We start from the raw sequence: 21,629 nt of genomic DNA, 5'->3' as shown, positions 1-21,629 counted from the left end.
AACACGCTACCCTTATGTCCCTAACAAAGATCAGCGTGCGCGGTGCGCGAGAGCATAATCTCAAGGGGATCGACATCGATCTGCCGCGCGATGCGCTGATCGTGATCACCGGACTGTCAGGCTCGGGGAAGAGCAGCCTCGCCTTCGACACCATTTACGCCGAGGGGCAGCGGCGCTACGTCGAGAGCCTGAGCGCCTACGCGCGCCAGTTCCTCGAGATGATGCAGAAGCCCGATGTCGAGCATATCGACGGGCTCTCGCCCGCGATCTCGATCGAGCAGAAGACGACCTCGCGCAACCCGCGCTCGACCGTCGCCACCGTCACCGAGATCTACGATTACATGCGCCTGCTGTGGGCGAGGGTCGGCGTGCCGTACTCGCCCGCCACCGGTCTGCCGATCGAGGCGCAGACGGTGTCCAACATGGTCGACCGCGTCATGGCCCTGCCTGAAGGCACGCGCGCCTACCTGCTCGCGCCGGTCGTGCGCGGACGCAAGGGCGAATACCGCAAGGAGCTTGCCGAGTGGCAGAAGGCGGGCTTCACCCGCGTCCGGATCGACGGGGAGATGTACCCGATCGAGGAAGCGCCCGCGCTCGACAAGAAGTACAAGCACGACATCGAGGTGGTGGTCGACCGGATCGCGGTGCGTGAAGGGATTGAAACCCGGCTGGCCGACAGCTTCGAGCAGGCGCTCAAGCTCGCCGAGGGGCTGGCCTATGTCGATCTCGCCGACGGCCCGGTGCCGGGGCGCGAGGTTGAGGATGCAGGCGGCGCGATGAAGGGCGCGGGGCTGCCGGCCAACCGCATCGTGTTTTCCGAGAAGTTCGCCTGCCCGGTATCCGGCTTCACGATCGAGGAGGTCGAGCCGCGGCTGTTCTCGTTCAACGCCCCGCAGGGCGCATGCTCGGCCTGCGACGGGCTGGGCGAAAAGCTCCTGTTCGATTCGCAGCTGGTGGTGCCGAACGAACATCTCACCTTGAAGCAGGGCGCGGTGGTGCCGTGGGCCAAGTCCAATCCGCCTTCGCCCTATTACATGCAGGTGCTCTCCAGCCTCGCGAAGGAATTCGGGTTCGACCTGACGACCCCGTGGGAGAACCTCGGGCAGGAGAACCAGGACGTCATCCTGTTCGGCACGAAGGGCCGCGCGGTGCCGCTCACCTTCAAGGACGGGCGCAAGGAATACACCGTGCGCAAGGCGTTCGAGGGGGTGATCGGCAACCTCAACCGCCGCATGCTGCAGACCGAAAGCGCGTGGATGCGCGAGGAGCTGGGCAAGTACCAGACCGCGCAGCCTTGCGAGGTGTGCGGCGGCAAGCGCCTCAACGACAAGGCGCTGGCGGTGAAGGTCGGCCAAGGTTCGGGGGCAACCGACATCGCCACCCCCACGCAGATGAGCGTCACGGCCGCGAAGGACTGGTTCCTCGCGCTGCCCGACCAGCTCACCGATACGCAGAACCAGATCGCCCGCGCGATCCTGAAGGAGATCAACGAGCGGCTGGGCTTCCTCGACAACGTCGGCCTCGATTACCTCAACCTCGACCGCACCAGCGGCACCTTGTCCGGCGGCGAGAGCCAGCGCATCCGCCTCGCCAGCCAGATCGGCAGCGGGCTGTCGGGCGTGCTCTACGTGCTCGACGAGCCGAGCATCGGCCTCCACCAGCGCGACAACGACCGGCTGCTGGAAACCCTCAAGCGCCTGCGCGACCTCGGCAACACGGTAATCGTGGTCGAGCATGACGAGGACGCGATCCGCGCGGCCGATCACGTGGTCGATCTCGGCCCCGGCGCGGGCGTCCACGGGGGCGAGATCGTCGCGCAGGGGACGCTGAAGGAAGTCCTCAAGTCGAAGAAGTCGCTCACCGCCGATTACCTCACCGGCCGGCGCGAGATCGCGGTGCCCAAGACCCGGCGCAAGGGCAACGGCAAGCACGTCACCGTCCACGGCGCGCGGGCGAACAATCTGCAGAACGTCACCGCCTCTATCCCGCTCGGGACCTTCACCTGCATCACCGGCGTATCGGGCAGCGGCAAGTCGAGCTTCACGATCGACACGCTCTACGCCGTCGCCGCGCGCACATTGAACGGCGCGCGGGTGATCGCGGGCGCGCACGACAAGGTGACCGGCCTCGAATACTGCGACAAGGTGATCGAGATCGACCAGTCGCCGATCGGCCGCACCCCGCGCTCCAACCCGGCGACCTACACCGGCGCCTTTACCCAGATCCGCGACTGGTTCGCCGGCCTGCCTGAAGCCCAAGCGCGCGGGTACAAGGCGGGGCGCTTCAGCTTCAACGTCAAGGGCGGCCGGTGCGAGGCGTGCCAGGGCGACGGGCTGATCAAGATCGAGATGCACTTCCTGCCGGATGTCTACGTCACCTGCGAGGAATGCCACGGCAAGCGCTACAACCGCGAAACGCTGGAGGTGAAGTTCAAGGGCCTCAGCATCGCCGACGTGCTCGACATGACGATCGAGGACGCGGAGGAGTTCTTCAAGGCCGTCCCCCCGATCCGCGATAAAATGCACATGCTGAACGAGGTCGGTCTCGGCTACGTCAAGGTCGGCCAGCAGGCGACCACGCTCTCGGGCGGCGAGGCGCAGCGGGTGAAGCTCGCCAAGGAACTTAGCCGCCGGTCCACCGGGCAGACGCTGTACATCCTCGACGAGCCGACCACCGGCCTGCACTTCGAGGACGTGCGCAAGCTTCTCGAAGTGCTCCAGCGCCTGGTCGACCAGGGCAACTCGGTTGTCGTCATCGAGCACAACCTGGACGTCATCAAGACTGCCGATTGGATCGTGGACCTTGGCCCCGAAGGCGGAGTCAGGGGCGGGGAGATCGTGGCGGAGGGTACGCCGGAGGACGTGGCGAGGGAGCCGCGGAGTTACACGGGGCACTACCTGCGGCCGATGTTGGAGAAGGGAGTTGCCGCTGAGAGGTCACGCCAGCCAGCTCCAGCGAACTAGCGTTGCCATGAATTCTTCAACGATATTCGGCCGTAGCCCACCCGTACGCTTCCCGGTCTAGCCAAGGGCGCAAGGTGGACATACAATGCCTTCCTTCGGGAGGGATTATGCAACAATTCTATCGGCGGGCAGTAAAGAACGTCGTCCGCCATGGCGACACCGATATATTTCCCTTCCCAATTGAGAATCATGTTTTTCACGACGAGGTCGATAAAGTCGTTGCGATACTTCAGGAAGTAGACGGCGACATTCCTCGCGCACTAGCCGAGCGTCCCCCTATAAATGTGGGTGCACTTGCTCCTGTAGGCTACACGGGCTTCCGATGGGCGATGCAAATCGATCCAATCTGGAACGCACTGTACTTAAGCTGGGTACTTTCAATTGCTGACCAGATTGAGCAAGTACGATTGCCTGTCTCTCAACAGAGGGTTTTTTCATATCGCTACGAGTGGAGTGACGAAAGCGAAAGTTGCTTTAGCCGGGAGGTCACCTGGCGTAAGTTTATAGAAAAAGCGATCGAGAAGGCAGAGGCCAGCGCCTTTGTAGTGTCATGCCGATGATTCCAATGTCTCCGAGGCTGAGCGCAGGGTGTCGGACGTTGTGTTGTTGGATGAGGAGGCCAAGTCGGAAGCGTCTGAGATCGCTCGCCGAATTTGGTTGCATTTCAGTCATAATTCGAGGCCGGAGTTGACTGTAGCGCCGCGGTTTTCGGGATGTGGAATCATCAACTCTTGTGTCGGCGACATAATGAGGGTTCCAGATCACATTGTAGAGCTTAAGGATGGCGATAGACCATTTCGGTCCTATGAGTTCCGTCAGCTATCGGTTTACGCCGCTTTGCACCTGAACGAGACTGGAAGATTGGCGTCTACCATTGAGGCTTTGAATTCTAGACGCGGCGTATTCGTGAGAGTTACGCTTGAACAATTCGCCAGTGAAGTAGCCGGACAATCGTCGATAGACTACCTACGAGAGATCATCCGCGTCATAACGGACGAGAGCACCTCGAGGTAAAGTCGAGCTAACAGCTTCGATCTGGGGTCGGCTTCCAAAGAGGGTTGGCCCGGATTGCCAATCCCGCTGGCTACGCCTCCCGGTTCCCCACAAACCCCCGCATCCCCGCAAACGCCGGTAGCCAGTCCTCCCGCCGCACGGTCCAGCTTTCGTAGGTCGGGGTGAAGCGGCTCGGCTCGTCGAGGGTGCCGAGGTGGACTTCGATCTCGTCGTCCCAGCGGGCGAAGACCGATCCGCCGCAGGTGGGGCAGAAGTGGCGGTGCTTCCAGTGGCGGGTCTCGCCGGTCACGCGCACCGCGTCTTCCGCGAAGATGGCGGCCGCTAACGCAGCGCCGACAAACGATTTTCCTACACCCCGCCGCCTCGCATACATCACTCGATTCGCTTCTCCTCACCAAAGGACGCGGATCGTGAATGCTCTTGCCAATATTCCCGCCGATCTCCCCGCCATCCTCGATGCGGCCGCTGCTGACGCCGCGCTCGCCGCCGGGCCCGCGCCCGAACCCGCTCCCGAACGTTCGCCCGCGCTCGAGGAGATGACCGCCTTCACCCGCGCCGCGCAGGCCGCGTTCCTCGCCGCGCTGGCGCAGTGTGGATCGGTGCGGCGGGCGGCGCGGGCATCGGGCATCAGCCACCAGACGGCCTACCGCGCGCGCTCGGCCTGTCCGGCGTTCCGGCGCGGGTGGGATGCGGCGCTGCTTTCCGCGCGCGCGATGGCCGAGGACGTGCTCGCCACCCGCGCGCTCGACGGGGTGGAGGAGGCGGTGTTCTATCGCGGGGAGCTGATCGCCACCCGCCGCCGCTACGATTCCCGCCTGCTGCTGGCGCACCTCGCGCGGCTCGACCGGTTGGCCGAGGACGCGGCCACCGATGCATTCGCCGGGGACTTCCCCGCCGCGCTCGCCCGGTTCGAGGAGGGATCGGACACGCCCGAGGCGGCAACGCCAGGCGAGGGCGCGGACACGGCCGCTCCGGAGGCCGAAACTCCTTCCCCAGGACAGTGGTCCAAGCGGTCCACGGCTCCAACAGCCAGGTGCCCCCATTGCGGCGGCGATTGCGACGAGGACGACCGCGAAGGGCAGGTCGATTGCCCCGCGTTCCCCGAACGGCTCGATGCGATGGAGGAGGCCCGTCCGCGCGGGGCTGCCGAGCCGGACAGGCTGACCGGCGACGGGGACCGCTACCGCGAGATCGAGGCGGAACAGCTGGCCGCGTTCGAGGCGGGAGTGGAGCGCTGGTGGCTGGTGCTGCCGCCCGGACATCGCGCCGCGGCGCACCAGGACGCCGACGGGTGGTGGTACTGCGATACGAGCAGCGCAGGGGGCGGGGCGGCGCGGGCGTGAAGCCGGCTGCCGCTCTCGCCAGCGTCAATCGAGGACGGCGAGCTCCACCCGGCCGCTGCCGCGCGCGACGAGGCCGATCTGGCTGGCGGCGGACTTCGACAGGTCGATGATCCGGCCGCCGTGGAACGGTCCGCGATCGTTGATCCGCACGACCACCGACTTGCCGTTGGCGGCGTTGGTCACGCGTACTTTCGTGCCGAAGGGGAGCGTGCGGTGCGCGGCGGTGAGCGCGCCCGGATTGAACCGTTCGCCGTTGGCGGTGCGGTTGCCGGCCAGTTCGTTGCCGTAGTAGCTGGCGACGCCGCCGCCGATGATCCGCGCGTTGTCGCTATCGGCGGAGGGGAGGGCGGGCTCGTCCACCGGATCGATTTTGGTCACGTCGACCATGCCGGACGAGGGAACGAAGCTGGCCGCCGCGGCGTTGATGGGGGCGAAAGAGGCGGCGAAGTTCTCGCTGCCCGTATCGGCGAAGGCCGGGGCGCTGGCCGATGCCGGAAGCATCAGGGCGGCGGCAAAGGCCAGGCCGCGCAGGGCCGCTTGGCGGTTGCTGATCGTTGTCTGCTTCATGGGTGCCGGTTTTACGGGCCGAAAATCACGCTGTGCACCCACTCGGGCTCGTCTCGGCCCGGACTCCCAACCATTCATCGTGTGGTTAGGGAACCTTAACCATGATTCCGCGCGCATTGAGCGGAAACGATTTTCCTACAGCGCCCGGCGCGTGGCACCCGAGAGCCCGAGTCGCGGGGCGCGGAAAATGGCGCAAGGATGGGGGGCGGAAAGCAAATGGGGCCGGCCCGAAGGCCAGCCCCACTCTCACCAGCGCGTGGTCCTGCTTTCCGAAGAAAGGAGGCGCTTGGCGGCCAGTGTCTTTGCCTTCCGTGTGCGATCTTGCGATCGCGCTGGTCGGCTCTGTCACCGGCGCTCGCGCCGGCATCCGGTTCCGTCAGGCGGCGGTCGGGATCCGAGGATCCTCTCCATCCGCCCGGCGGTTCCGAACCGGTCGTTCCGTGGTCGCCCGCCGCTGGCGCCGCGAACCTGGCCGAAGCCTGGATGCATTGCCTGGCGTGCGAACCGGGTTCTTCCGGTCGATGGCGGTTAGCTGCGCGTCCTTCTCAGGCGATCAGCTTGCGTTGAACCGAGGTTCTTCGCAAAGCGATCTCGAAGACCGCGCGGACAGTTGCCGCCATCACGATCCGGTTTGAATTCTCTTGATCATTCAGCCGGTTAGGGCTGTCCGATCCGAGCTTTCCGCGCCGTTTCGATGTCCCAAGACTGCGCGCACGCCCCGAGTCGGGCAAGCTTGCAATAGGCGCGTTATCCACTGTCCACGGTTTTACCTGTGGACAGCGGTGGATAACTCCGGGCGGCGACGGTTTCAGCGGTCCCGCTGGGCCAGCAGGCGCAGCCGCAGGGCGTTGAGCTTGATGAAACCTTGCGCATCGGTCTGATCGTATGCGCCGGCGTCATCCTCGAACGTCACGTGCCGCTCGGAATAGAGGCTGTCGGGCGACTTGCGGCCAACGACCTGCGCCATGCCCTTGTACAGCTTGAGCCGGACCGTGCCGTTGACCTTGTCCTGGCTGTGATCGATCGCCGCCTGCAACATCTCTCGCTCAGGAGAGAACCAGAAGCCGTTGTAGATTAGCTCGGCATAGCGGGGCATCAGCTCGTCCTTGAGATGCGCAGCGCCCCGATCAAGGGTGATCTGCTCGATGCCGCGATGCGCCCGGGCATAGATTTCGCCGCCCGGCGTCTCGTACATGCCGCGGCTCTTCATGCCGACGAAGCGGTTCTCGACAAGGTCGAGCCGGCCAATCCCGTGCTTGCGGCCCAGTTCGTTGAGTTCGGTGAGCAAGTTCGCGGGGCTCATCGCCTGGCCGCTGAGGGCAACGCCGTCGCCCCGCTCGAAATCGATGGTGATGTATTCCGGAATGTCAGGTGCGTCTTCCGGGTTTTCCGTCCGGGAGTAAACGTAATCGGGCACTTCTTCCCATGGATCCTCGAGCACCTTTCCCTCGCTCGAGGTATGCAGGAGGTTCGCATCGGTGGAGAACGGACTTTCCCCGCGCTTGTCCTTCGGTACCGGAATCTGGTGCGCCTCGGCCCAGGCGATGAGCGCGGTGCGGCTCGTCAGATCCCACTCGCGCCAAGGCGCGATAACCTTGATCTCGGGGTCAAGCGCGTAGGCCGATAGCTCGAAACGGACCTGGTCGTTGCCTTTTCCGGTGGCACCGTGCGCTATGGCATCGGCGCCGGTTTCACGGGCGATCTCGATCAACCGCTTGGAGATGAGCGGCCGGGCGATCGATGTGCCAAGCAGATAGTCGCCTTCGTATCGCGCGTTGGCGCGCATCATGGGAAAGACGAAATCGCGCACGAATTCCTCGCGCAGGTCGTCGATGTAGATGTGCTCGGGCTTGATACCCATCAGCTGTGCCTTGGCGCGAGCGGGCTCAAGCTCCTCACCCTGACCAAGGTCGGCGGTGAAGGTAATGACTTCGCAGTTGTAGGTAACCTGAAGCCACTTGAGGATGACGCTGGTGTCGAGCCCGCCCGAATAGGCAAGGACGACGCGTTTGATGTCCGACATGGGGGCGCTCCGAAGGATGTGCGCGGGCCGGTATCAGGGTGCGGGCAGGCGAGCAACCGCGGCGCGGTCAGATGCCGGCATACCACTGGTAGCCGGCGCGGTCTTCCCAATATCCGCCCTTGCCGCCGCCTATGCCCGCGAGGCTGGCGACGGCCTCGATCCCGGTTAGAAACTTGGCATGCTTGTAGCCGAGCTGGCGTTCCACTCGCAGGCGCAAGGGAGCGCCATTGCGGACCGGCAAGGGCTCGCCGTTCAGCTTGTGTGCGATAATGGTCTGCGGGTGGAAGGCATCGATCAGATCGATGCTTTCATAATACTGTGTCCCCGCCAGCGTATCGGCGCAGCGCAGGACGATGAAACGCGCCTCGGGTTTGAGAGCAGCGCCGCGCAGGATGGTCGACAACCGCGGACCGGTCCACTCTCCGATCGCGCTCCATCCTTCGACACAATCATGACGCGTGACTTGCGTTCGCTGGGGCAGCCGGTGGATGTTGTCGAGGCTGAGCGAAAGCGGATGTTCCACCAAACCGGTTACCGCAAGGCGCCAGTCGGCAAAGCCGCTGACGGCCGACGCGGCATATTCCGGCGTGTCGACGTTACGTGACCCGTTGCCGCGAAAGTACGGGGAGACTTGCGATCGATCGAACTCCGGCGCGAGCGAATAGCGGCCGGCGAGCAGACGCTGCGCCTGCTTGTGCCAACGTTCCGCGCTGTCGAACAGGGACACGGGGGCAGCGCTATCGCCTATTTTCGAACAGCCGCCAGCGAGTAATGCGCCAAGGCTCCCGATGACGTGCCTACGCCGCATGCCGCCCACCCGTTATCATATCACGCACCTGGGTCAGCGGGCTGGAGAGAAGGACCAGTGTCACATGGACGACGAAGAAGGCAAACAGGCTCCACGCGAAGATAAAGTGCAGCGAACGCATCGACTGCCGCCCGCCGACCAGTTCTATGAGCGGTCTCGCCAACGGCTCGATGCCCGGGCTTATACCCAGGCCGGAGATGACCATCCCGGGAAGCAGAACTCCGAGAACGATCCCGTAGCTCAGCTTCTGGAGGAAGTTGAGCTTGCCGTCCGCGCTGTCGAAGTCGAGCTGAAAGTGGGCTACGATATCTGCCCGTATTGCGGAAGGACGCCACTCGCTCCGACGGGTCATCAAGTCACTTCGGAAATGTCCCGTGAGCAGCATTGTCAGCCAGATGAACGCAAGCCCGCCCGCGAATGGCCACGCCGCGAGCAAATGCCAATCACGCGCGGCGGAGAGGCTGTAGTGGCCGGGGATTGTCATCCATCCGGGGAACCGGGGAAGGGTGAGCCACGCGCGAGCACTCTCGAAACCCCATTCGCCCCAATACAATCGTGGATGGGCGTTAGATATGTTGAGTCCGCTCATGAACAGGGTGACGAGGCACGCCAGGTTGACCCAGTGCCAGAGCCGGACGGAAAGTCCGTGACGCCTCACCCTTGCTCTTCCCGGGCGAGGTAGATGACGTCGCGCGGCTGAGCCAGAAGATGCTGTCCGCTGTCCACATAGAGGGTCGACCCGCTCGCCAGTGTCCCCTCGGCAAGCCATAGGCACGCGCCGGCGATTTCTGTTGCATCTGTTCGGCGACCCAGGAGGTTGAGACGGTGGCTGACTTCGCTTTCCGCTTCGTCCTGGTCATGGCTCGGCAGGATCGCCCCGGGCGCCAGCGCATAGACCCGGTCCTGGGAAGACGCAGCCCCCATTGCCAGCATCGGCACTGCCGCTGCGATCGCATGCTTGCTCAGGGTGTAACTGAAGAAATCCGGGTTGGGATTTTCAAGTTTCTGGTCGGTCACCTGAATAACCCTGCGTCCGCCCCGGCACGTGGCGCGGGCGAGGAACGCCTGGGCCATCCGCGCGGGAGATTCGGCATTCACGCGGATCGCGCGGCGGAAGGTATCCGGGTCGAGGTGGCTGACCTCATCGTAGTCGAACACCGAGGCCGAGTTGATTAGGACGCGCCAATCGGGGAGATGCGCTGCAAGCCGTTCGACCATGTCCTCCGCCGCGTCGCCATCGGACAGATCACAGTGGATGGCGATCGCGCTGGGGAGTTCGGCTGCCAGCGCCTCGGCCTCGTCAACCGACGTCCCATAATGAATCACGACGTGCCAGCCGACCTCGCCAAACGCTCGCGCTATCTGCGCGCCTATCCGCCGCGCGCCGCCCGTGACGAGTACCGCTGGTAAGTTGCCGGGAGACGCCATGCAGCACCTTCAAGCACAGGGACCGCGCTTCCGGAAGACAAAGAAAGAGCGCGCCGCCTCCGCAGAAGCAACGCGCTTTCTCTTATTTGACAATATGGGATGGGTTTTTAGCGGCAGCGTACCGAGCCGCGCTGAACCTGGCGGCCAAGCAAAGCGCCCGCGGCCGCACCCAGGATAGTACCGGTAGCGCGCTCACCGCGCGTATCGATCGCCCTGCCGGCGAGCGCACCGGCGGCCGCGCCGATGATGAGACCGGTCGTTCCGTTGGAGCGCTTGCAGTAGTAACGTCCATCCTGACCCTGCCAATAGCGCACTCCGTTGGAGGCGGTCTGGTAGCGCGGCTGGTAAGTGTGATGGCGGCCGTGGTGCTTTGCCAGCGCGGGCGTAGCGGGCACCATCAGGCCAGTTGCGGCGATGGCGAGAACAAGCTTTTTCACGGGGTCTTCCTTTCCCTCGGTTGAGTACTTCGAACTGTCGACGCCCGAAGTGGCGAGGGGGTCCACAACCTCAGATGAACAATTCGCTTGAACACCGATATCGCGGCGAGATGCGCTGATCGAGCGATGAAGCGCTCCTCAGAAAGTTGGTTGGAGTGAAGAAAAAGACTGCTCCGCCGGGGGAGGTCATGGCCTTTGTGCAAGACATGTGAAGCCTATGGTTGCAGTGCCAGCCAACGTCCGACGGATCTGACAAGCCCAGGTTTCCGTCGGCGGCTGGCTAAGCCGCGGCTTCGCGATCTAGTTGAGCTCGACTCTTCCGTTCGGCCGCGGTCTTAAGCTGGCCGCAGGCCGCATCGATATCCCGTCCCCGAGGAGTGCGCACCGGCGCGCTGATGCCCGCTTCAAAAACGATCTCCGAAAAGCGCCGAACCCGCTCGGGGCTCGAGCATTCGTAGCCGGCACCCGGCCAGGGATTGAACGGGATGAGATTGACCTTCGCCGGCAGATTGTACCGCTTGATCAGCCGGACAAGTTCGCGCGCATCCTCGTCGCTGTCATTCTTGTCTTTCAGCATTACGTATTCGAACGTGATGCGCCGGGCATTCGAAGCGCCCGGGTAGGCTGCGCAGGCGGCCAGCAATTCCTCAATTCCATACTTGCGATTGAGCGGCACGATCTCGTCACGCACGGTCTTGTTGGTCGCATGCAGCGACACGGCGAGATTGACGCCGATTTCCTCGCCCGCCCGCGCCATCATGGGCACGACACCGCTGGTGGAAAGCGTGATCCGCCGCTTGGACAACGCCAGGCCATCGCCGTCCATGACGATCTTCAGCGCGCCTTTCACGTTGTCGAAATTATAAAGCGGCTCTCCCATTCCCATCATCACGATGTTGGTCAGCAAGCGGCCGTCTGAAGAATAGTGACCGGCATCCTCATCGTCCTCGAGCCCGGACATCGATCCCTTTGGCCATTCGCCAAGAGCGTCTCGGGCGAGCATAACCTGTCCGACGATCTCGCCAGCGGTGAGATTGCGCACGAGCTTCATCGTCCCCGTGTGGCAGAACGCGCAGTTCAGCGTGCAGCCAACCTGGCTGGACACACACAGGGTTCCCCGGTCCGCGTCCGGGATGAAAACCATCTCGAAATCGTGCCCGTCAGCGGTGCGCAACAGCCATTTGCGCGTGCCGTCGTTCGAGTGCTGGGCCTCCACAACTTCAGGACGGCCAACGACGAAGCGGTCTGCAAGCCAGGGCCGCATCGACTTGGCGATATCGGTCATCGCCGAGAAGTCGATCACTCCGCGATGGTAGATCCAGTGAAACACTTGCTTGGCGCGCAGGCGTGCCGCCTTCGGATCGAGCCCCGCATCGGCCAACAGCGCTGTGATCTGATCGCGCGGAAGGCCGACAAGATCGATCCGACCGTCCGGGCGCGTGGTGAAACCTGCGGACGAAGCTGGCCGGGCCACCGGCACGGCGTCGATTGATCCCGGGATCGGCATAAGGGCGGTGTCGGCCATGGTCGGTGCATATAGGTAGACAGCAGCGAAGTGGCAAAGCCGTTGATGGCTGCCAGGTCGGTGGGCCGGAAAATTGGGCTCGAGCCATGTTCCCCTGAGCAAGGCCCCCCGCTAGCGCCTGCCCATCCTGCCCACAGTGGCGAAAAAACCACACTTTTCTCGTTGTATGAGGTTCAGGAAACTGACGCGGCACGGCTCCGTTAAGCGGGTCCAAGGTGGCTGCATTGCCGCCGGATAATGAAGGACGGAGTACCTCTTATGAATATCAAGATCGGATCGCTTGCCGCTGCCTCGCTCATCGCGCTGGCCACGCCCGCGATGGCCCAGACCGCAGGCGAAGTGCCGTTCAGCGGCTTCCGCGTCGGTGGCGAAGTCGGCTACGATCACATCCGCTCGGGCAGCACCGAGGATGTCGACGATACCCGCGACCTCAAGCAGTCGGTCGACGGCGTCGAATACGGTGCGGTCGTGGGTTATGACTTTCCTGCCGGTGACAATCTGCGTGTCGGCGTGGAAGCGAGCTACGCCGGCAGCAGCGCTGGCCGCGACTATAACAACGACCAGCCGACGGTCTTCAATCTCGGCAACGTCAAGGCCGATCGCGACATCTACGTCGGCGGTCGTCTGGGCTTCGTGACGAGCCCGTCGACCATGGTCTACGCGAAGGCCGGCTACACCAACCAGCGGTTCTCGCTTACGGGAACGGACGGCACGGTCAACCTCGATCAGAGCCTTGACACCGATGGTTGGCGCCTCGGCGCCGGTGCCGAGTTTGCGGTGGGTCGCAACGCCTATATCGGTGCCGAATACCGTTACTCGAAGTACGGCGAAGGCGAAGTGGATTTCGAAGGCGATACGCCTGACGGCAGCCGCTTCAACCTTGACACCGACCGTCACCAGGTCGTCGCGACTGCGGGGATCCGCTTCTAAGCTGACGACGGCTTGAGAATGGACAGGGCGGGGCCGGTGGCTCCGCCCTTTTCACGTCAGCGCAAGCGCGCGCACCCGATCGTCGCTGCGTCCATCGCGGTCGCCGCTCCCTGCAACAGGTAGGTGTCCGAGAATCGCCTGCCCTTTGCGTCGCGGCTGGAAACGACCATCGTCGAAATTGAGCGCATCGCCGCGACAATCGCCGCATCCATCGCCTTATCCTGCGCCCAGGCGTCCCCGCCTCCTCCGATCAGAACGAAGCGCTTGTTGCCAACGGCGAGCGTGATCGGAGCTCTTGCCGCGAGCTTTCTGGATAGGCGAAAATGCAGTTGTCCCCTAACGCCCCGCCGCGGCCAGTTTCCCACGCTGGCAAAGGCCTGGTAATCACGTGAAAGCCGGCTCGGCTTGGCGAGCGCAATTGCGTAGCATCGAGGTATCGCCGGATCGCGAAACGCACCCCACCCATCGAAAATACCGAGGCTGTCCTTGGCCGACAATTGCATCGGCAGTAACAGGAGCGCGATCGCGACAAGGAGCTTCCTAGCCATAGGCGATCCCGATGATTTCCCATTCCTTCTCGCCAGAAGGCAGGCACACGGTTCGCAGATCGCCCAGCGATGCGCCCCGTATCGCCCGGGCCAGCGGTGAACTCCAGCCGATCCGGCCCGCCGCAGCATCCTGCTCGTCATCGCCGACGATGGTTACCATGCGTCGCCGGTCGTCCTCATCGGCGAGTGTAACGGTAGCGCCGAAGAACACGCGCGACCGATCCGGCTGGGCCGCTGGATCGATGGCTCGCGCAGACTTCAGCCGGCGAGCGAGATGGGCGAGTTCGCGATCGATCTCGCGCATTCGTTTGCGGCCGTAGATATAATCGCCGTTCTCGCTTCGGTCGCCGTTGCCAGCCGCCCAGCTGACGATTTCCACGATCGCCGGGCGCTCGTTTCCAAGCAAGTGATCGTAGCGCGCTTTGAGGGCGGCCAGGCCGTCCGGCGTGATCGGGTTGTTCGGCGGTGCGGGCATTTGCCTGCGTCTACCCGCGCGAAGGCTTCCTCATCAACCCGGCGTGCGCTTGCCGATGAACTGGCTCACCCCGCGCGGGCTGCCGTAGCGGACCCGTTCAGGATGGAGCGCCTCGTACACAACCGCGTTCTCAATCACGCGCTGGACGTAGTTCTTCGTCTCGAAAATCGGAATCTGCTCGATCCACTGAAGCCAGCCGATCGAGCCGGTGCGGGGATCGCCGTTGGCCCGCAACCACTTGTTCACGTTGCCCGCGCCTGCGTTGTACGCCGCCACCGCGAGAGGATAGCTGCCGCCGAAGTAGTCCATCATTCGCGCAAAGTACGCATCCCCGAGGCGAATGTTATATTGCGGATCGCGCGTCAGATTGGCGCTCATGTAGCTGATGCCGAGCTTGCCCGCCTGCTCGTTGGCGGTGGCCGGCATCAATTGCATCAATCCGCGCGCGCCAGCATGGCTGACCCTGTCTTCGTCGAACTCGCTTTCCTGGCGTGCGATGGCATGGACCATCGTATAGTCCGCGCCCATGGGCGTAGAAACGACGGGAAATCCGACGCCGGTAAAGCCGGTGAGATCCTTTTCAGGTGCCACACGGCCAACAACCACCGCCAGTTCGGGCAGACCGAGTTCGGTCGCAAGATTGGCGACCAGGCGCATCTGCCCTGCCGTCTGTGCCTGTTCGGCGAGCGCGGTGAAGAAATACCGCTCGGTCCGCCAGTCCGTTCCGTAGCGGGCAGTAGCGCGGATCGCCTGGACCAGCGGTTGGGCGTTGAAAGCGGCGGTCTCGGCGGAGGTCGGTTGTACCAACGCCACCTGCTGGAACTGGGGTAGCGGGCGGCCGAGCCGTTCGAGCGCCAGCTGCCCGTAGAAGTATTCCGGATACTGCGCCGCCATCTCGAAATAGCGGTTCGCTTCCGTCGGGTTGCCTGCCTGAGCAGAGGCCGCGCCGGCCCAGTAGAAGCCCTTCGAACGCGTCTGCGGGGTGCGCGCCGCGTTGCCATACCGCCAGAACAGCGGGGCAGCCAAAGTGCCGTCGCCCATCGACCACAGCGCCTTCGTGCCGCCCAGCCACATCAGCGACGTGTAATCATCGCGGAGCTTGTAAGAGAGGCCGGAAATGTCGGTCCCGGGCGCGAAAAGGTCATCGACCTTGCTGGCGATCGCGGCAGCCGTGTTGGCCGATGCTCCCTTTGCCTGGGCCAGCATCTCCGTGACCATGTCTTCGGCATCGTGCGGCGGACGCACGAACGACGCGCGGGTCGCCAGGAGCTGCTGGCCCCGATAGCCCTGTCCGCTCTTGCGATAATATCGGGCGAGATTGAACACGTAACCCGGGTCCGCGCTCGCGTTCGGCGGCTGCGGAAGTCCGATTGCGGCCGGCTCCTGACCCTGCAGGAGAGAGAGGCGGGCCATGAACAGGGGACGGTTGGCGGGGGACGACGAATTGATGATCCGCGCCGCAGCCTCCGCCTCGCCTTGCCACAAGAGGGCGCGGAGGCGTTCGTCGTTGTCATCCGGGGTAAAAGAAGGCCCGTAAAGACCCAGCAGATAAGCCTCTGCCGAGCTGCTCATCTTGCCGCCCCGCCACGCGGCGCGCGCGGCTTCGCGGGCTTCCGGACGGGCGAGCGTGGACAACGCCAGCGCGTAGCGTGCACGCGCGGGATTCGACTGCGGAGGGAAACGATCGAAATAAGCCGCGACCTGCTGCGGCGAAGTGGCAAGGTCACGCTCGAGCGCGCTCTCGGCATTGCCGCGGATCACTTCCATCCGCGGGAAGTCAGGGTAGCGCAGGGCAAATCCGGCGTAGTCGGCAAACCCCATCCGGTCATTGCCGGTAAGCTGCTGCCAACGCGCAACCGCCGCGGCAGCCTGCCCGGGCTGGGTGGCTACCATCTGCGTTCGTGCCATATCGACCGCGCTGTCCGCAAAAGCTGGCGCGGCCATGCACGAAACCCCGGCCAGGGCAATCAGACGAAACGAACGGATACGATTGGCAACCATGCTGGACATTCTGGTCTTCGGCTCCTTATCAGGCGATGAATGCATCTGACCGGGCGCGCGGAATTCACCCCCGTTCCCCACTATGACCCACGCAAAGGCGCGACAGCAATGTTCTCCGGTTCGATTCCAGCCCTGGTGACTCCTTTTCGCGACGGGTCGTTCGACGAGCCGGCCTTTCGCCGCCTTGTCGACTGGCAGATCGAGAGCGGCTCAAGCGCTCTGGTTCCATGCGGCACGACCGGCGAGGCGTCCACGCTCTCCAACGCCGAGCACCATCGCGTCATCGAAGTTTGCGTCGAGCAGGCAGCAGGCCGAGTGCCGGTCATCGCCGGATGCGGTTCGAACGACACCATGAATGCCCGGCTTCATATGAACTTCAGCCGCAAGACCGGCGCGGCAGCAGCCCTGTGCGTGGCACCCTACTACAACCGGCCGAGCCAGGAGGGCTTGCTCGCCCACTTCAGCTTCCTTGCCGAAAACAGCACCTTGCCGATCGTTCTTTACAATGTCCCGGGCCGTACCGTCACCGACATCATGCCCGAGACGGTGTGCGAGCTGGCGACCCGTTTTCCCGACCGGATCGTGGCCATCAAGGATGCCAGCGGGGACCTTAGCCGGGTGACCGATCATCGCATGGGAATTGGCAAGGATTTCTGCCAGCTGTCCGGCGACGACGAGCTGTGGCTGCCGCATTCGGCCGCTGGCGGCGTCGGCTGCATTTCCGTGACCGCCAACGTCGCGCCCGCACTGTGCGCCGAGTTCCAGGCGGCCATCGCGGCCAACGACCTGGCACGCGCGCGGGATCTCAACGACAAGCTCTACCCGCTGCATTACGCGATGTTCGAGGACGCAAGCCCCGCGCCCGTCAAATATGCGCTCAGCCGGGTGCACGACTGGCTTAATCCGTCGGTGCGGTTGCCGTTGGTCGAATGTTCCGACCGGGCGCGGAAAGCTGTCGACGACGCGCTCGCGCACGCCGGTCTTGTCTAGTCGTCGCGACCGGAGCCCGATTTCTTTCCGCCGCCATCCTGCTCGTTGACCGTCGCCCAGGCGCGCCGTTCGGCCTCGTCCTTGGAGACGCCGCGGTCTTCGTAGCTTTCCTCGATGTGCTCGGCCTTGCGCTTCTGCTTGTCGGTGTACTTGTCCTTGTCGCCCTGGGGCATGGCGGCTCTCCTTCCGACAGAGAAAGGCGCGGGCGGGGACACCGGTTCCCGCTCTTGCTTGAAGAGCGAGCGTGGACCACTGAAAGGGGGCGAAATAAAAACTCTGCCCTCCCTGGTTTGCCCTCGGAAAACGCCCGTCTGCGAGCGTCGCCTTTGTCACCTTCCGCCGGGCGGGAAAACGGTGCCGCCGGTGCTTGCGGATGCAGGTCCGATCATGGAGCCGAGGGCACGTCATTGCCGCCGCGATGGCATGGGTGCTGCATTGTAGGAAAACGTTCTGCGCAGGTTCGCGGCCTTGATGCGGACGAACAGTTCGCGCTGGCCGATGAACCGGCCTTTCGCAATCCACCGGGACCGCCTACATGCCGCGGCCGATGGCCCGACCCAAACCCGAGACTTTCGACAAGAAGAAGACCGTCGCCGAGAACCGGCGCGCCCGGTACGATTACTTCATCGAGGACAAGTTCGAGGCCGGCCTGATGCTGACCGGCACGGAGGTAAAGAGCCTTCGCGCAGGTGAGGCGACCATCGCCGAAAGCTACGCCGAAGTGCGCGGAGGCGAGGTGTGGCTGGTCAACGCCAACGTGCCCGAATTCAGCCACGGCAATCGCTTCAACCATGAGCCGCGCCGCCCGCGCAAGCTGCTCCTCAACGCGCGCGAGATCGACAAGATGACCGGGGCGGTGGAGCGCAAGGGGATGACGCTTGTTCCCCTGTCGATCTATTTCAACGGGCGCGGCCGGGCGAAAGTCGAGCTCGCGCTCGCCAAGGGCAAGAACAGCGCCGACAAGCGGCAGTCGACGAAGGACCGGGACTGGCAGCGCGACAAGGCGCGGCTGATGCGCGAGCGTGGCTAAACGTCGTTCATTTCGTATGCGTGTGGACGTCGCCTATTCGGGCGGCGAGCGCGACGACTTTGCCCGGACGGCGAACTCACGATCTTTGATGGGCCAGCAGCTGGCTCGTCTCGGGTCGTGGGCGCAGCGGTCAATGCCTACGCGCGAACAGATGGAAAGGAGCCGCATCATGCGGCCCTTCGCCGCGCGCGTGCTGCGGTCGGAACTCTGGCGATTCACTCGGCGCTCGGTGCCCCGCGGAGTTGCGCTGGGAATGCTGGTCGGGATCATCGTGCCTTTCGCCCAGATCCTGTTCGCTTCGTTGATGTGCCTTCCGATACGCGCGAACGTGCCGATCGCGGCGCTGACGACTTTCGTCACCAACCCGTTCACCACCCCGCTCATCTGGGTACTGGGGTACAATATCGGTTCGTGGATGCTTCGGGTCGACGCGATGACCGTCATTGCTCCGGTAAACAAGGCGATGGAGCGCAGCGAATTCGGCGACATGCTGCAATGGCTGACCGGTGCGACGCTGGTCACTGCCTTCGGCCTGGTGGTCCTTGCCGTCGTGGCCGCGGCCATAAGCTACCTGGTGAGCGGATTCGTGTGGCGGTTCGTGGTCGCCAACAAGCGGGCTCGCAAGCTCAGGGAGCGCAGGGAACTGCGCGAGCGGGCGCTGCAGGCGAGCGGTTCATGAGCGGATCCATGTTGCGCCAATTGCCGATGCTCGGCCCACTCGCGGCGGCGGTTGCGCTCAGCGCCGTAGTGGTCTGGGTGGCGAGCGGGGACGTCGTGGCCGCCCTCTCGTTCACCGGGGCGCTCGTGGTTTTTCTGGCTGCCGGCCTGACGCTCGCGCGAATGCGTTCGCCTTCGGCGTCCGAAGGCATCGCTTCACCCGACTGGTCTGTTACCGTAGCGGCGATCGAGCGCCCCGGCGAGGCGGTCGCGATCGTCGACAGGGCCAATCGGCTCGTCTGCGCGAACACGGTCTACAGCCATTGGTTCGGAGCGAGCAGCGCCCCGCCGAACCTTCCGTTGGCGCGCGCGGGTCTCGAAGCGATTGCGCGAGCCGCGCGCGAAGCATGGCGGGACGGCAGGGGAGAGGTGGACCGCGTGGAGGCCGCCGACGGCATATCGATATGGAGCGCGCGGGCAGAGCGTGCGGGCCGGGGAGAGGATTACCTCGTCTGGCGCTTCGTCGGCCTGGCGGAGGAGGACTTCGTCGAAGACCTCGCGCGGCGGGTAACCGGTCAGTTCGGCCGCCTGCTTTCGCGCGGCGGGGTCGAGGCAGCAATCGTTGGTCCTGACGGAATGGTTCGCGCAGCCGGATCCGGCTTTGCCCAGCGCGCAACCGGCGATGCCGCCGCGACCCTGGCGGGGCAGGAATTCGCCACCCTGTTGAGAGCGGACGAGCGGGAGCGCATCTTCTTCGCCCGCGAGGGAAGGCGCGGCAACCCGCAAACCCTCATCCATGTGCCGTTGGGAGACGCGAGCGACGCACGGGAGCCCGGCGCGGACGAAGCTGCGTCGCTGATGCTGCTGATCGACAACGCAGTTGGCCTTGGGGGCCGGGCGGAGGTCGCAGGAACCGGGGCGGCACCCCAGTTGGAAGCGCTCCTCGGCGCACTGCCCCTGGGCCTGGCGATGACCGATCGTGATGGCCGCTTCCTGTTTGCCAATGCGCCTTTCAGGCGTGCCGCGGGAATCGAGAGCGATACGCTCCCGTCGTTCCCGTCCGACCTGGTTGTCGCGGAGGACAAGGGGCCGCTCGTCGACGCCGTCCGCCGGCTGGGAAAGGGCAGTGCGCGGGCAATCGATATGGCCGTGCGGCTGCGCGGGGCGGCCGACGACCCGGTTTCGCTGGGCATCGCCGGCGTGCGAGGGCTTGGAGAGGCGGCGGTGCTGTTGAGCCTCGCGGATTCGACCGAGGAGACAAAGCTCAAGCGCCAGGTCGCACAGGCGACCAAGATGCAGGCTGTCGGGCAACTTGCCGGCGGCGTGGCGCACGATTTCAACAACGTGCTTACGGCAGTCATCGGGACCTGCGATCTCATGCTGCTGCGCCACACGCCGGGTGACAGCGACTACGACGACATCCAGCAGATACGCGCCAATTCCAACCGGGCCGCTGCGCTGACACGCCAGCTTCTCGCCTTCAGCCGGCAGCAGACGCTGCGGCCCGAAGTCCTGCAGTTACCCGACGTGATCAGCGAGGTAAGCCTGCTGCTGAAGCGGCTGTTGGGCGAAAAGATCCAGCTCAGGGTCCATCACGATCGGGACCTGGGACCGGTAAGGGCAGATCCGCAGCAGCTGGAGCAGGTCATCGTCAACCTGGCGGTCAACGCCCGCGATGCAATGCTCGCCAAGGGATCCGCTGGCGGGCGGCTGTCAATCGCAACCCGGCGGATTACGGCACGGGACGTGCGCCAGATGGGCGCGGAAATCCTGCCGGAAGGCGAATACACGGCGCTCGTCGTGCAGGACACCGGTGGGGGCATTCCGCCCGATCACCTCAGCAAGATTTTCGAACCCTTCTTCACCACCAAGGAGCAGGGCCGGGGCGGGGCAATGGGCGGAACGGGTCTGGGCCTGTCCACCGTCTATGGCATCGTCAAGCAATCGGGCGGTTTCATCTTCGCCGACAACATTCCCGCGACGGCTGTCGGAGGGAGAGCGGGCGCCCGCTTCAGCGTGTATTTCCCCGTTCACCACGGGCAGGCGCCCAGCAAGCGCCGGCCTGCCGATGCGGCGCCGGCGGTGCAATGGTCAGGCGGCGGCAAAGTCCTTCTGGTCGAGGACGAGGACATGGTTCGCGCGGTGGCGGACCGGGCGCTCACCCGTGCCGGCTATCAGGTTACTGCCTGTGCGGATGGCGAAGCAGGACTTGCGGCCATCGCCAATGGAGGGACCTTCGACATCGTCGTGAGTGACGTCGTCATGCCCGGAATGGATGGTCCGTCAATGGCCCGCGCGATCCGCCGGGTGCGGCCTTCCCTGCCTATCCTGTTCATGTCCGGCTATGCCGAGGAGCAACTTCGGCGCGAGATCGATATTGTCGATATGCACTTCATCGCCAAGCCGTTCAGCGTCCAGCAGATTGCCGACAAGGTCGGCGGAGTGCTGAGCAATGCCCGAACGGCGGCACCAGCGACGGCGGGCTAGCTGGTTCCTTTTCTCACGCGCGCGGGATTGCCGCTGGCGTGGGACCCGTTCGGTACGTCGCTGGAGACCACTGCCCCCGGTTCGATCACGCAGTCATCGCCAATCGTCGCTCCCGGCATGATGACAGCACGGGCTCCAATCACGGTGCGAGCGCCGATGCGAGTGGATCGGTAAACTCCGCGCGCCATGTCGTGCGACAGGACCATCGCGAATGGGCCGATCCATACGCTATCGCCGATCTCGATACCGCCGGGGAAGGTGCGGTCTACCGAAGCTGTCGGATGGATCCAGGCAGTCCTTGCGACTTTGGAGCCCCAGAAGAACCGCCGCACGAGATGCTGGCACACCTGCCGGGCAGACCGGCGTAGCGGGCGCGGGGCGGATGGTCTCATCGACAGTGCTG

The 21,629-nt window shown here is 64.4% G+C and carries 20 protein-coding genes and 1 pseudogene; 8 read left to right on the top strand and 13 right to left on the bottom strand.

Going from position 1 to position 21,629, the window contains the following annotated elements; all coding sequences use genetic code 11:
- Positions 1 to 14 precede the first annotated feature (14 nt).
- Complete coding sequence (gene uvrA / locus IEW58_RS07615; protein WP_188644583.1) at positions 15 to 2,963, top strand: excinuclease ABC subunit UvrA; 2,949 nt, start codon at positions 15 to 17, stop codon at positions 2,961 to 2,963.
- A 107-nt stretch (positions 2,964 to 3,070) separates the two neighbouring features.
- Positions 3,071 to 3,523: a hypothetical protein gene (locus tag IEW58_RS07610; protein ID WP_188644582.1), complete on the top strand. Its 453-nt coding sequence runs from the start codon at positions 3,071 to 3,073 to the stop codon at positions 3,521 to 3,523.
- 524 nt (positions 3,524 to 4,047) lie between these two features.
- Here IEW58_RS07610 and IEW58_RS07605 read toward each other — a convergent pair.
- Positions 4,048 to 4,350, bottom strand: a complete 303-nt coding sequence (locus IEW58_RS07605; protein WP_188644581.1) for a GFA family protein — start codon at positions 4,348 to 4,350, stop codon at positions 4,048 to 4,050.
- 37 nt (positions 4,351 to 4,387) lie between these two features.
- Between IEW58_RS07605 and IEW58_RS07600 the strand changes: the two genes are divergently transcribed.
- Positions 4,388 to 5,320, top strand: coding sequence for a hypothetical protein (locus IEW58_RS07600; protein ID WP_188644580.1), 933 nt, complete (start codon positions 4,388 to 4,390; stop codon positions 5,318 to 5,320).
- Positions 5,321 to 5,344: 24 nt separating this feature from the next.
- On the opposite strand, the gene IEW58_RS07595 is transcribed toward IEW58_RS07600, so the two are convergent.
- The 7 genes from IEW58_RS07595 to rlmN all read right to left on the bottom strand — a co-directional run bounded on the left by IEW58_RS07595 (position 5,345) and on the right by rlmN (position 12,108).
- Entirely contained in the window at positions 5,345 to 5,887 is a 543-nt protein-coding gene (locus tag IEW58_RS07595; RefSeq protein WP_229658489.1) for a septal ring lytic transglycosylase RlpA family protein, read from the bottom strand.
- Positions 5,888 to 6,695: 808 nt separating this feature from the next.
- Positions 6,696 to 7,910, bottom strand: a complete 1,215-nt coding sequence (locus IEW58_RS07590) for an argininosuccinate synthase (RefSeq protein ID WP_188644579.1) — start codon at positions 7,908 to 7,910, stop codon at positions 6,696 to 6,698.
- A 67-nt stretch (positions 7,911 to 7,977) separates the two neighbouring features.
- The gene (locus tag IEW58_RS07585) at positions 7,978 to 8,718 is read right to left on the bottom strand and encodes a molybdopterin-dependent oxidoreductase (RefSeq protein WP_188644578.1); all 741 of its coding nucleotides are present in this window, start codon (positions 8,716 to 8,718) and stop codon (positions 7,978 to 7,980) included.
- Entirely contained in the window at positions 8,708 to 9,487 is a 780-nt protein-coding gene (locus IEW58_RS07580; protein ID WP_188644577.1) for a cytochrome b/b6 domain-containing protein, read from the bottom strand. The genes IEW58_RS07585 and IEW58_RS07580 overlap by 11 nt, the downstream gene beginning before the upstream one ends.
- Positions 9,373 to 10,146: an SDR family oxidoreductase gene (locus IEW58_RS07575; RefSeq protein WP_188644576.1), complete on the bottom strand. Its 774-nt coding sequence runs from the start codon at positions 10,144 to 10,146 to the stop codon at positions 9,373 to 9,375. The genes IEW58_RS07580 and IEW58_RS07575 overlap by 115 nt, the downstream gene beginning before the upstream one ends.
- 107 nt (positions 10,147 to 10,253) lie before the next feature.
- A complete protein-coding gene (locus IEW58_RS07570; RefSeq protein WP_229658487.1) occupies positions 10,254 to 10,583 on the bottom strand; it encodes a glycine zipper 2TM domain-containing protein in 330 nt (109 codons plus the stop codon).
- Positions 10,584 to 10,863: 280 nt separating this feature from the next.
- Positions 10,864 to 12,108 (bottom strand): dual-specificity RNA methyltransferase RlmN, encoded by a 1,245-nt coding sequence (gene rlmN, locus IEW58_RS07565; RefSeq protein WP_188644575.1) that lies wholly within the window; start codon positions 12,106 to 12,108, stop codon positions 10,864 to 10,866.
- Positions 12,109 to 12,366: 258 nt separating this feature from the next.
- On the opposite strand from rlmN, the gene IEW58_RS07560 reads away from it, so the two are divergent.
- Positions 12,367 to 13,038 (top strand): outer membrane protein, encoded by a 672-nt coding sequence (locus IEW58_RS07560; protein ID WP_188644574.1) that lies wholly within the window; start codon positions 12,367 to 12,369, stop codon positions 13,036 to 13,038.
- Between the two features lie 56 nt (positions 13,039 to 13,094).
- Here the strand turns inward: IEW58_RS07560 and IEW58_RS07555 are convergent, their stop codons facing one another.
- From IEW58_RS07555 to IEW58_RS07545, 3 genes are read right to left on the bottom strand one after another with little or no spacing between them, the layout of a single operon-like run.
- Positions 13,095 to 13,586, bottom strand: coding sequence for an invasion associated locus B family protein (locus IEW58_RS07555; RefSeq protein WP_188644573.1), 492 nt, complete (start codon positions 13,584 to 13,586; stop codon positions 13,095 to 13,097).
- Complete coding sequence (locus IEW58_RS07550; protein WP_188644572.1) at positions 13,579 to 14,061, bottom strand: GreA/GreB family elongation factor; 483 nt, start codon at positions 14,059 to 14,061, stop codon at positions 13,579 to 13,581. The genes IEW58_RS07555 and IEW58_RS07550 overlap by 8 nt, the downstream gene beginning before the upstream one ends.
- A gap of 33 nt (positions 14,062 to 14,094) precedes the next feature.
- A complete protein-coding gene (locus tag IEW58_RS07545) occupies positions 14,095 to 16,071 on the bottom strand; it encodes a lytic transglycosylase domain-containing protein (RefSeq protein ID WP_229658486.1) in 1,977 nt (658 codons plus the stop codon).
- Positions 16,072 to 16,170: 99 nt separating this feature from the next.
- Between IEW58_RS07545 and dapA the strand changes: the two genes are divergently transcribed.
- The gene (gene dapA, locus IEW58_RS07540) at positions 16,171 to 17,052 is read left to right on the top strand and encodes a 4-hydroxy-tetrahydrodipicolinate synthase (RefSeq protein ID WP_188644571.1); all 882 of its coding nucleotides are present in this window, start codon (positions 16,171 to 16,173) and stop codon (positions 17,050 to 17,052) included.
- 5 nt (positions 17,053 to 17,057) lie between these two features.
- Here the strand turns inward: dapA and IEW58_RS07535 are convergent.
- Positions 17,058 to 17,225 (bottom strand): annotated as a pseudogene (locus IEW58_RS07535) (plasmid stabilization protein); the annotation flags it as partial.
- Positions 17,226 to 17,599: 374 nt separating this feature from the next.
- On the opposite strand from IEW58_RS07535, the gene smpB reads away from it, so the two are divergent.
- From smpB to IEW58_RS07520, 3 genes are all read left to right on the top strand, one after another.
- Complete coding sequence (gene smpB, locus IEW58_RS07530; RefSeq protein ID WP_188644569.1) at positions 17,600 to 18,082, top strand: SsrA-binding protein SmpB; 483 nt, start codon at positions 17,600 to 17,602, stop codon at positions 18,080 to 18,082.
- 169 nt (positions 18,083 to 18,251) lie between these two features.
- Positions 18,252 to 18,761 (top strand): DUF2062 domain-containing protein, encoded by a 510-nt coding sequence (locus IEW58_RS07525; RefSeq protein ID WP_229658485.1) that lies wholly within the window; start codon positions 18,252 to 18,254, stop codon positions 18,759 to 18,761.
- The gene (locus tag IEW58_RS07520; protein ID WP_188644567.1) at positions 18,758 to 21,226 is read left to right on the top strand and encodes a response regulator; all 2,469 of its coding nucleotides are present in this window, start codon (positions 18,758 to 18,760) and stop codon (positions 21,224 to 21,226) included. Before IEW58_RS07525 ends, IEW58_RS07520 begins: the two co-directional genes overlap by 4 nt.
- Here the strand turns inward: IEW58_RS07520 and IEW58_RS07515 are convergent.
- Positions 21,223 to 21,618 carry an acyltransferase gene (locus tag IEW58_RS07515; RefSeq protein WP_188644566.1) on the bottom strand — a complete coding sequence of 132 codons (396 nt, stop codon included), beginning with the start codon at positions 21,616 to 21,618 and terminating at the stop codon, positions 21,223 to 21,225. The genes IEW58_RS07520 and IEW58_RS07515 overlap by 4 nt on opposite strands.
- Positions 21,619 to 21,629: the final 11 nt, after the last annotated feature.

It is taken from the genome of Tsuneonella deserti, from assembly GCF_014644315.1.
Classification (GTDB): Bacteria; Pseudomonadota; Alphaproteobacteria; order Sphingomonadales; family Sphingomonadaceae; genus Tsuneonella; species Tsuneonella deserti.
This window is presented reverse-complemented; position numbering and strand designations above follow the sequence as displayed.

Bases quoted from the DNA above. Each gene is read 5' to 3' on its own strand.
- uvrA (WP_188644583.1), top strand. From the start codon at position 15: ATGTCCCTAACAAAGATCAGCGTGCGCGGTGCGCGAGAGCATAATCTC.
- IEW58_RS07610 (WP_188644582.1), top strand. From the start codon at position 3,071: ATGCAACAATTCTATCGGCGGGCAGTAAAGAACGTCGTCCGCCATGGC.
- IEW58_RS07605 (WP_188644581.1), bottom strand. From the start codon at position 4,350: ATGTATGCGAGGCGGCGGGGTGTAGGAAAATCGTTTGTCGGCGCTGCG.
- IEW58_RS07595 (WP_229658489.1), bottom strand. From the start codon at position 5,887: ATGAAGCAGACAACGATCAGCAACCGCCAAGCGGCCCTGCGCGGCCTG.
- IEW58_RS07590 (WP_188644579.1), bottom strand. From the start codon at position 7,910: ATGTCGGACATCAAACGCGTCGTCCTTGCCTATTCGGGCGGGCTCGAC.
- IEW58_RS07585 (WP_188644578.1), bottom strand. From the start codon at position 8,718: ATGCGGCGTAGGCACGTCATCGGGAGCCTTGGCGCATTACTCGCTGGC.
- IEW58_RS07580 (WP_188644577.1), bottom strand. From the start codon at position 9,487: ATGGCTTGCCGAGGGGACACTGGCGAGCGGGTCGACCCTCTATGTGGA.
- IEW58_RS07575 (WP_188644576.1), bottom strand. From the start codon at position 10,146: ATGGCGTCTCCCGGCAACTTACCAGCGGTACTCGTCACGGGCGGCGCG.
- rlmN (WP_188644575.1), bottom strand. From the start codon at position 12,108: ATGGCCGACACCGCCCTTATGCCGATCCCGGGATCAATCGACGCCGTG.
- IEW58_RS07560 (WP_188644574.1), top strand. From the start codon at position 12,367: ATGAATATCAAGATCGGATCGCTTGCCGCTGCCTCGCTCATCGCGCTG.
- IEW58_RS07555 (WP_188644573.1), bottom strand. From the start codon at position 13,586: ATGGCTAGGAAGCTCCTTGTCGCGATCGCGCTCCTGTTACTGCCGATG.
- IEW58_RS07550 (WP_188644572.1), bottom strand. From the start codon at position 14,061: ATGCCCGCACCGCCGAACAACCCGATCACGCCGGACGGCCTGGCCGCC.
- IEW58_RS07545 (WP_229658486.1), bottom strand. From the start codon at position 16,071: ATGTCCAGCATGGTTGCCAATCGTATCCGTTCGTTTCGTCTGATTGCC.
- dapA (WP_188644571.1), top strand. From the start codon at position 16,171: ATGTTCTCCGGTTCGATTCCAGCCCTGGTGACTCCTTTTCGCGACGGG.
- smpB (WP_188644569.1), top strand. From the start codon at position 17,600: ATGGCCCGACCCAAACCCGAGACTTTCGACAAGAAGAAGACCGTCGCC.
- IEW58_RS07525 (WP_229658485.1), top strand. From the start codon at position 18,252: ATGCGGCCCTTCGCCGCGCGCGTGCTGCGGTCGGAACTCTGGCGATTC.
- IEW58_RS07520 (WP_188644567.1), top strand. From the start codon at position 18,758: ATGAGCGGATCCATGTTGCGCCAATTGCCGATGCTCGGCCCACTCGCG.
- IEW58_RS07515 (WP_188644566.1), bottom strand. From the start codon at position 21,618: ATGAGACCATCCGCCCCGCGCCCGCTACGCCGGTCTGCCCGGCAGGTG.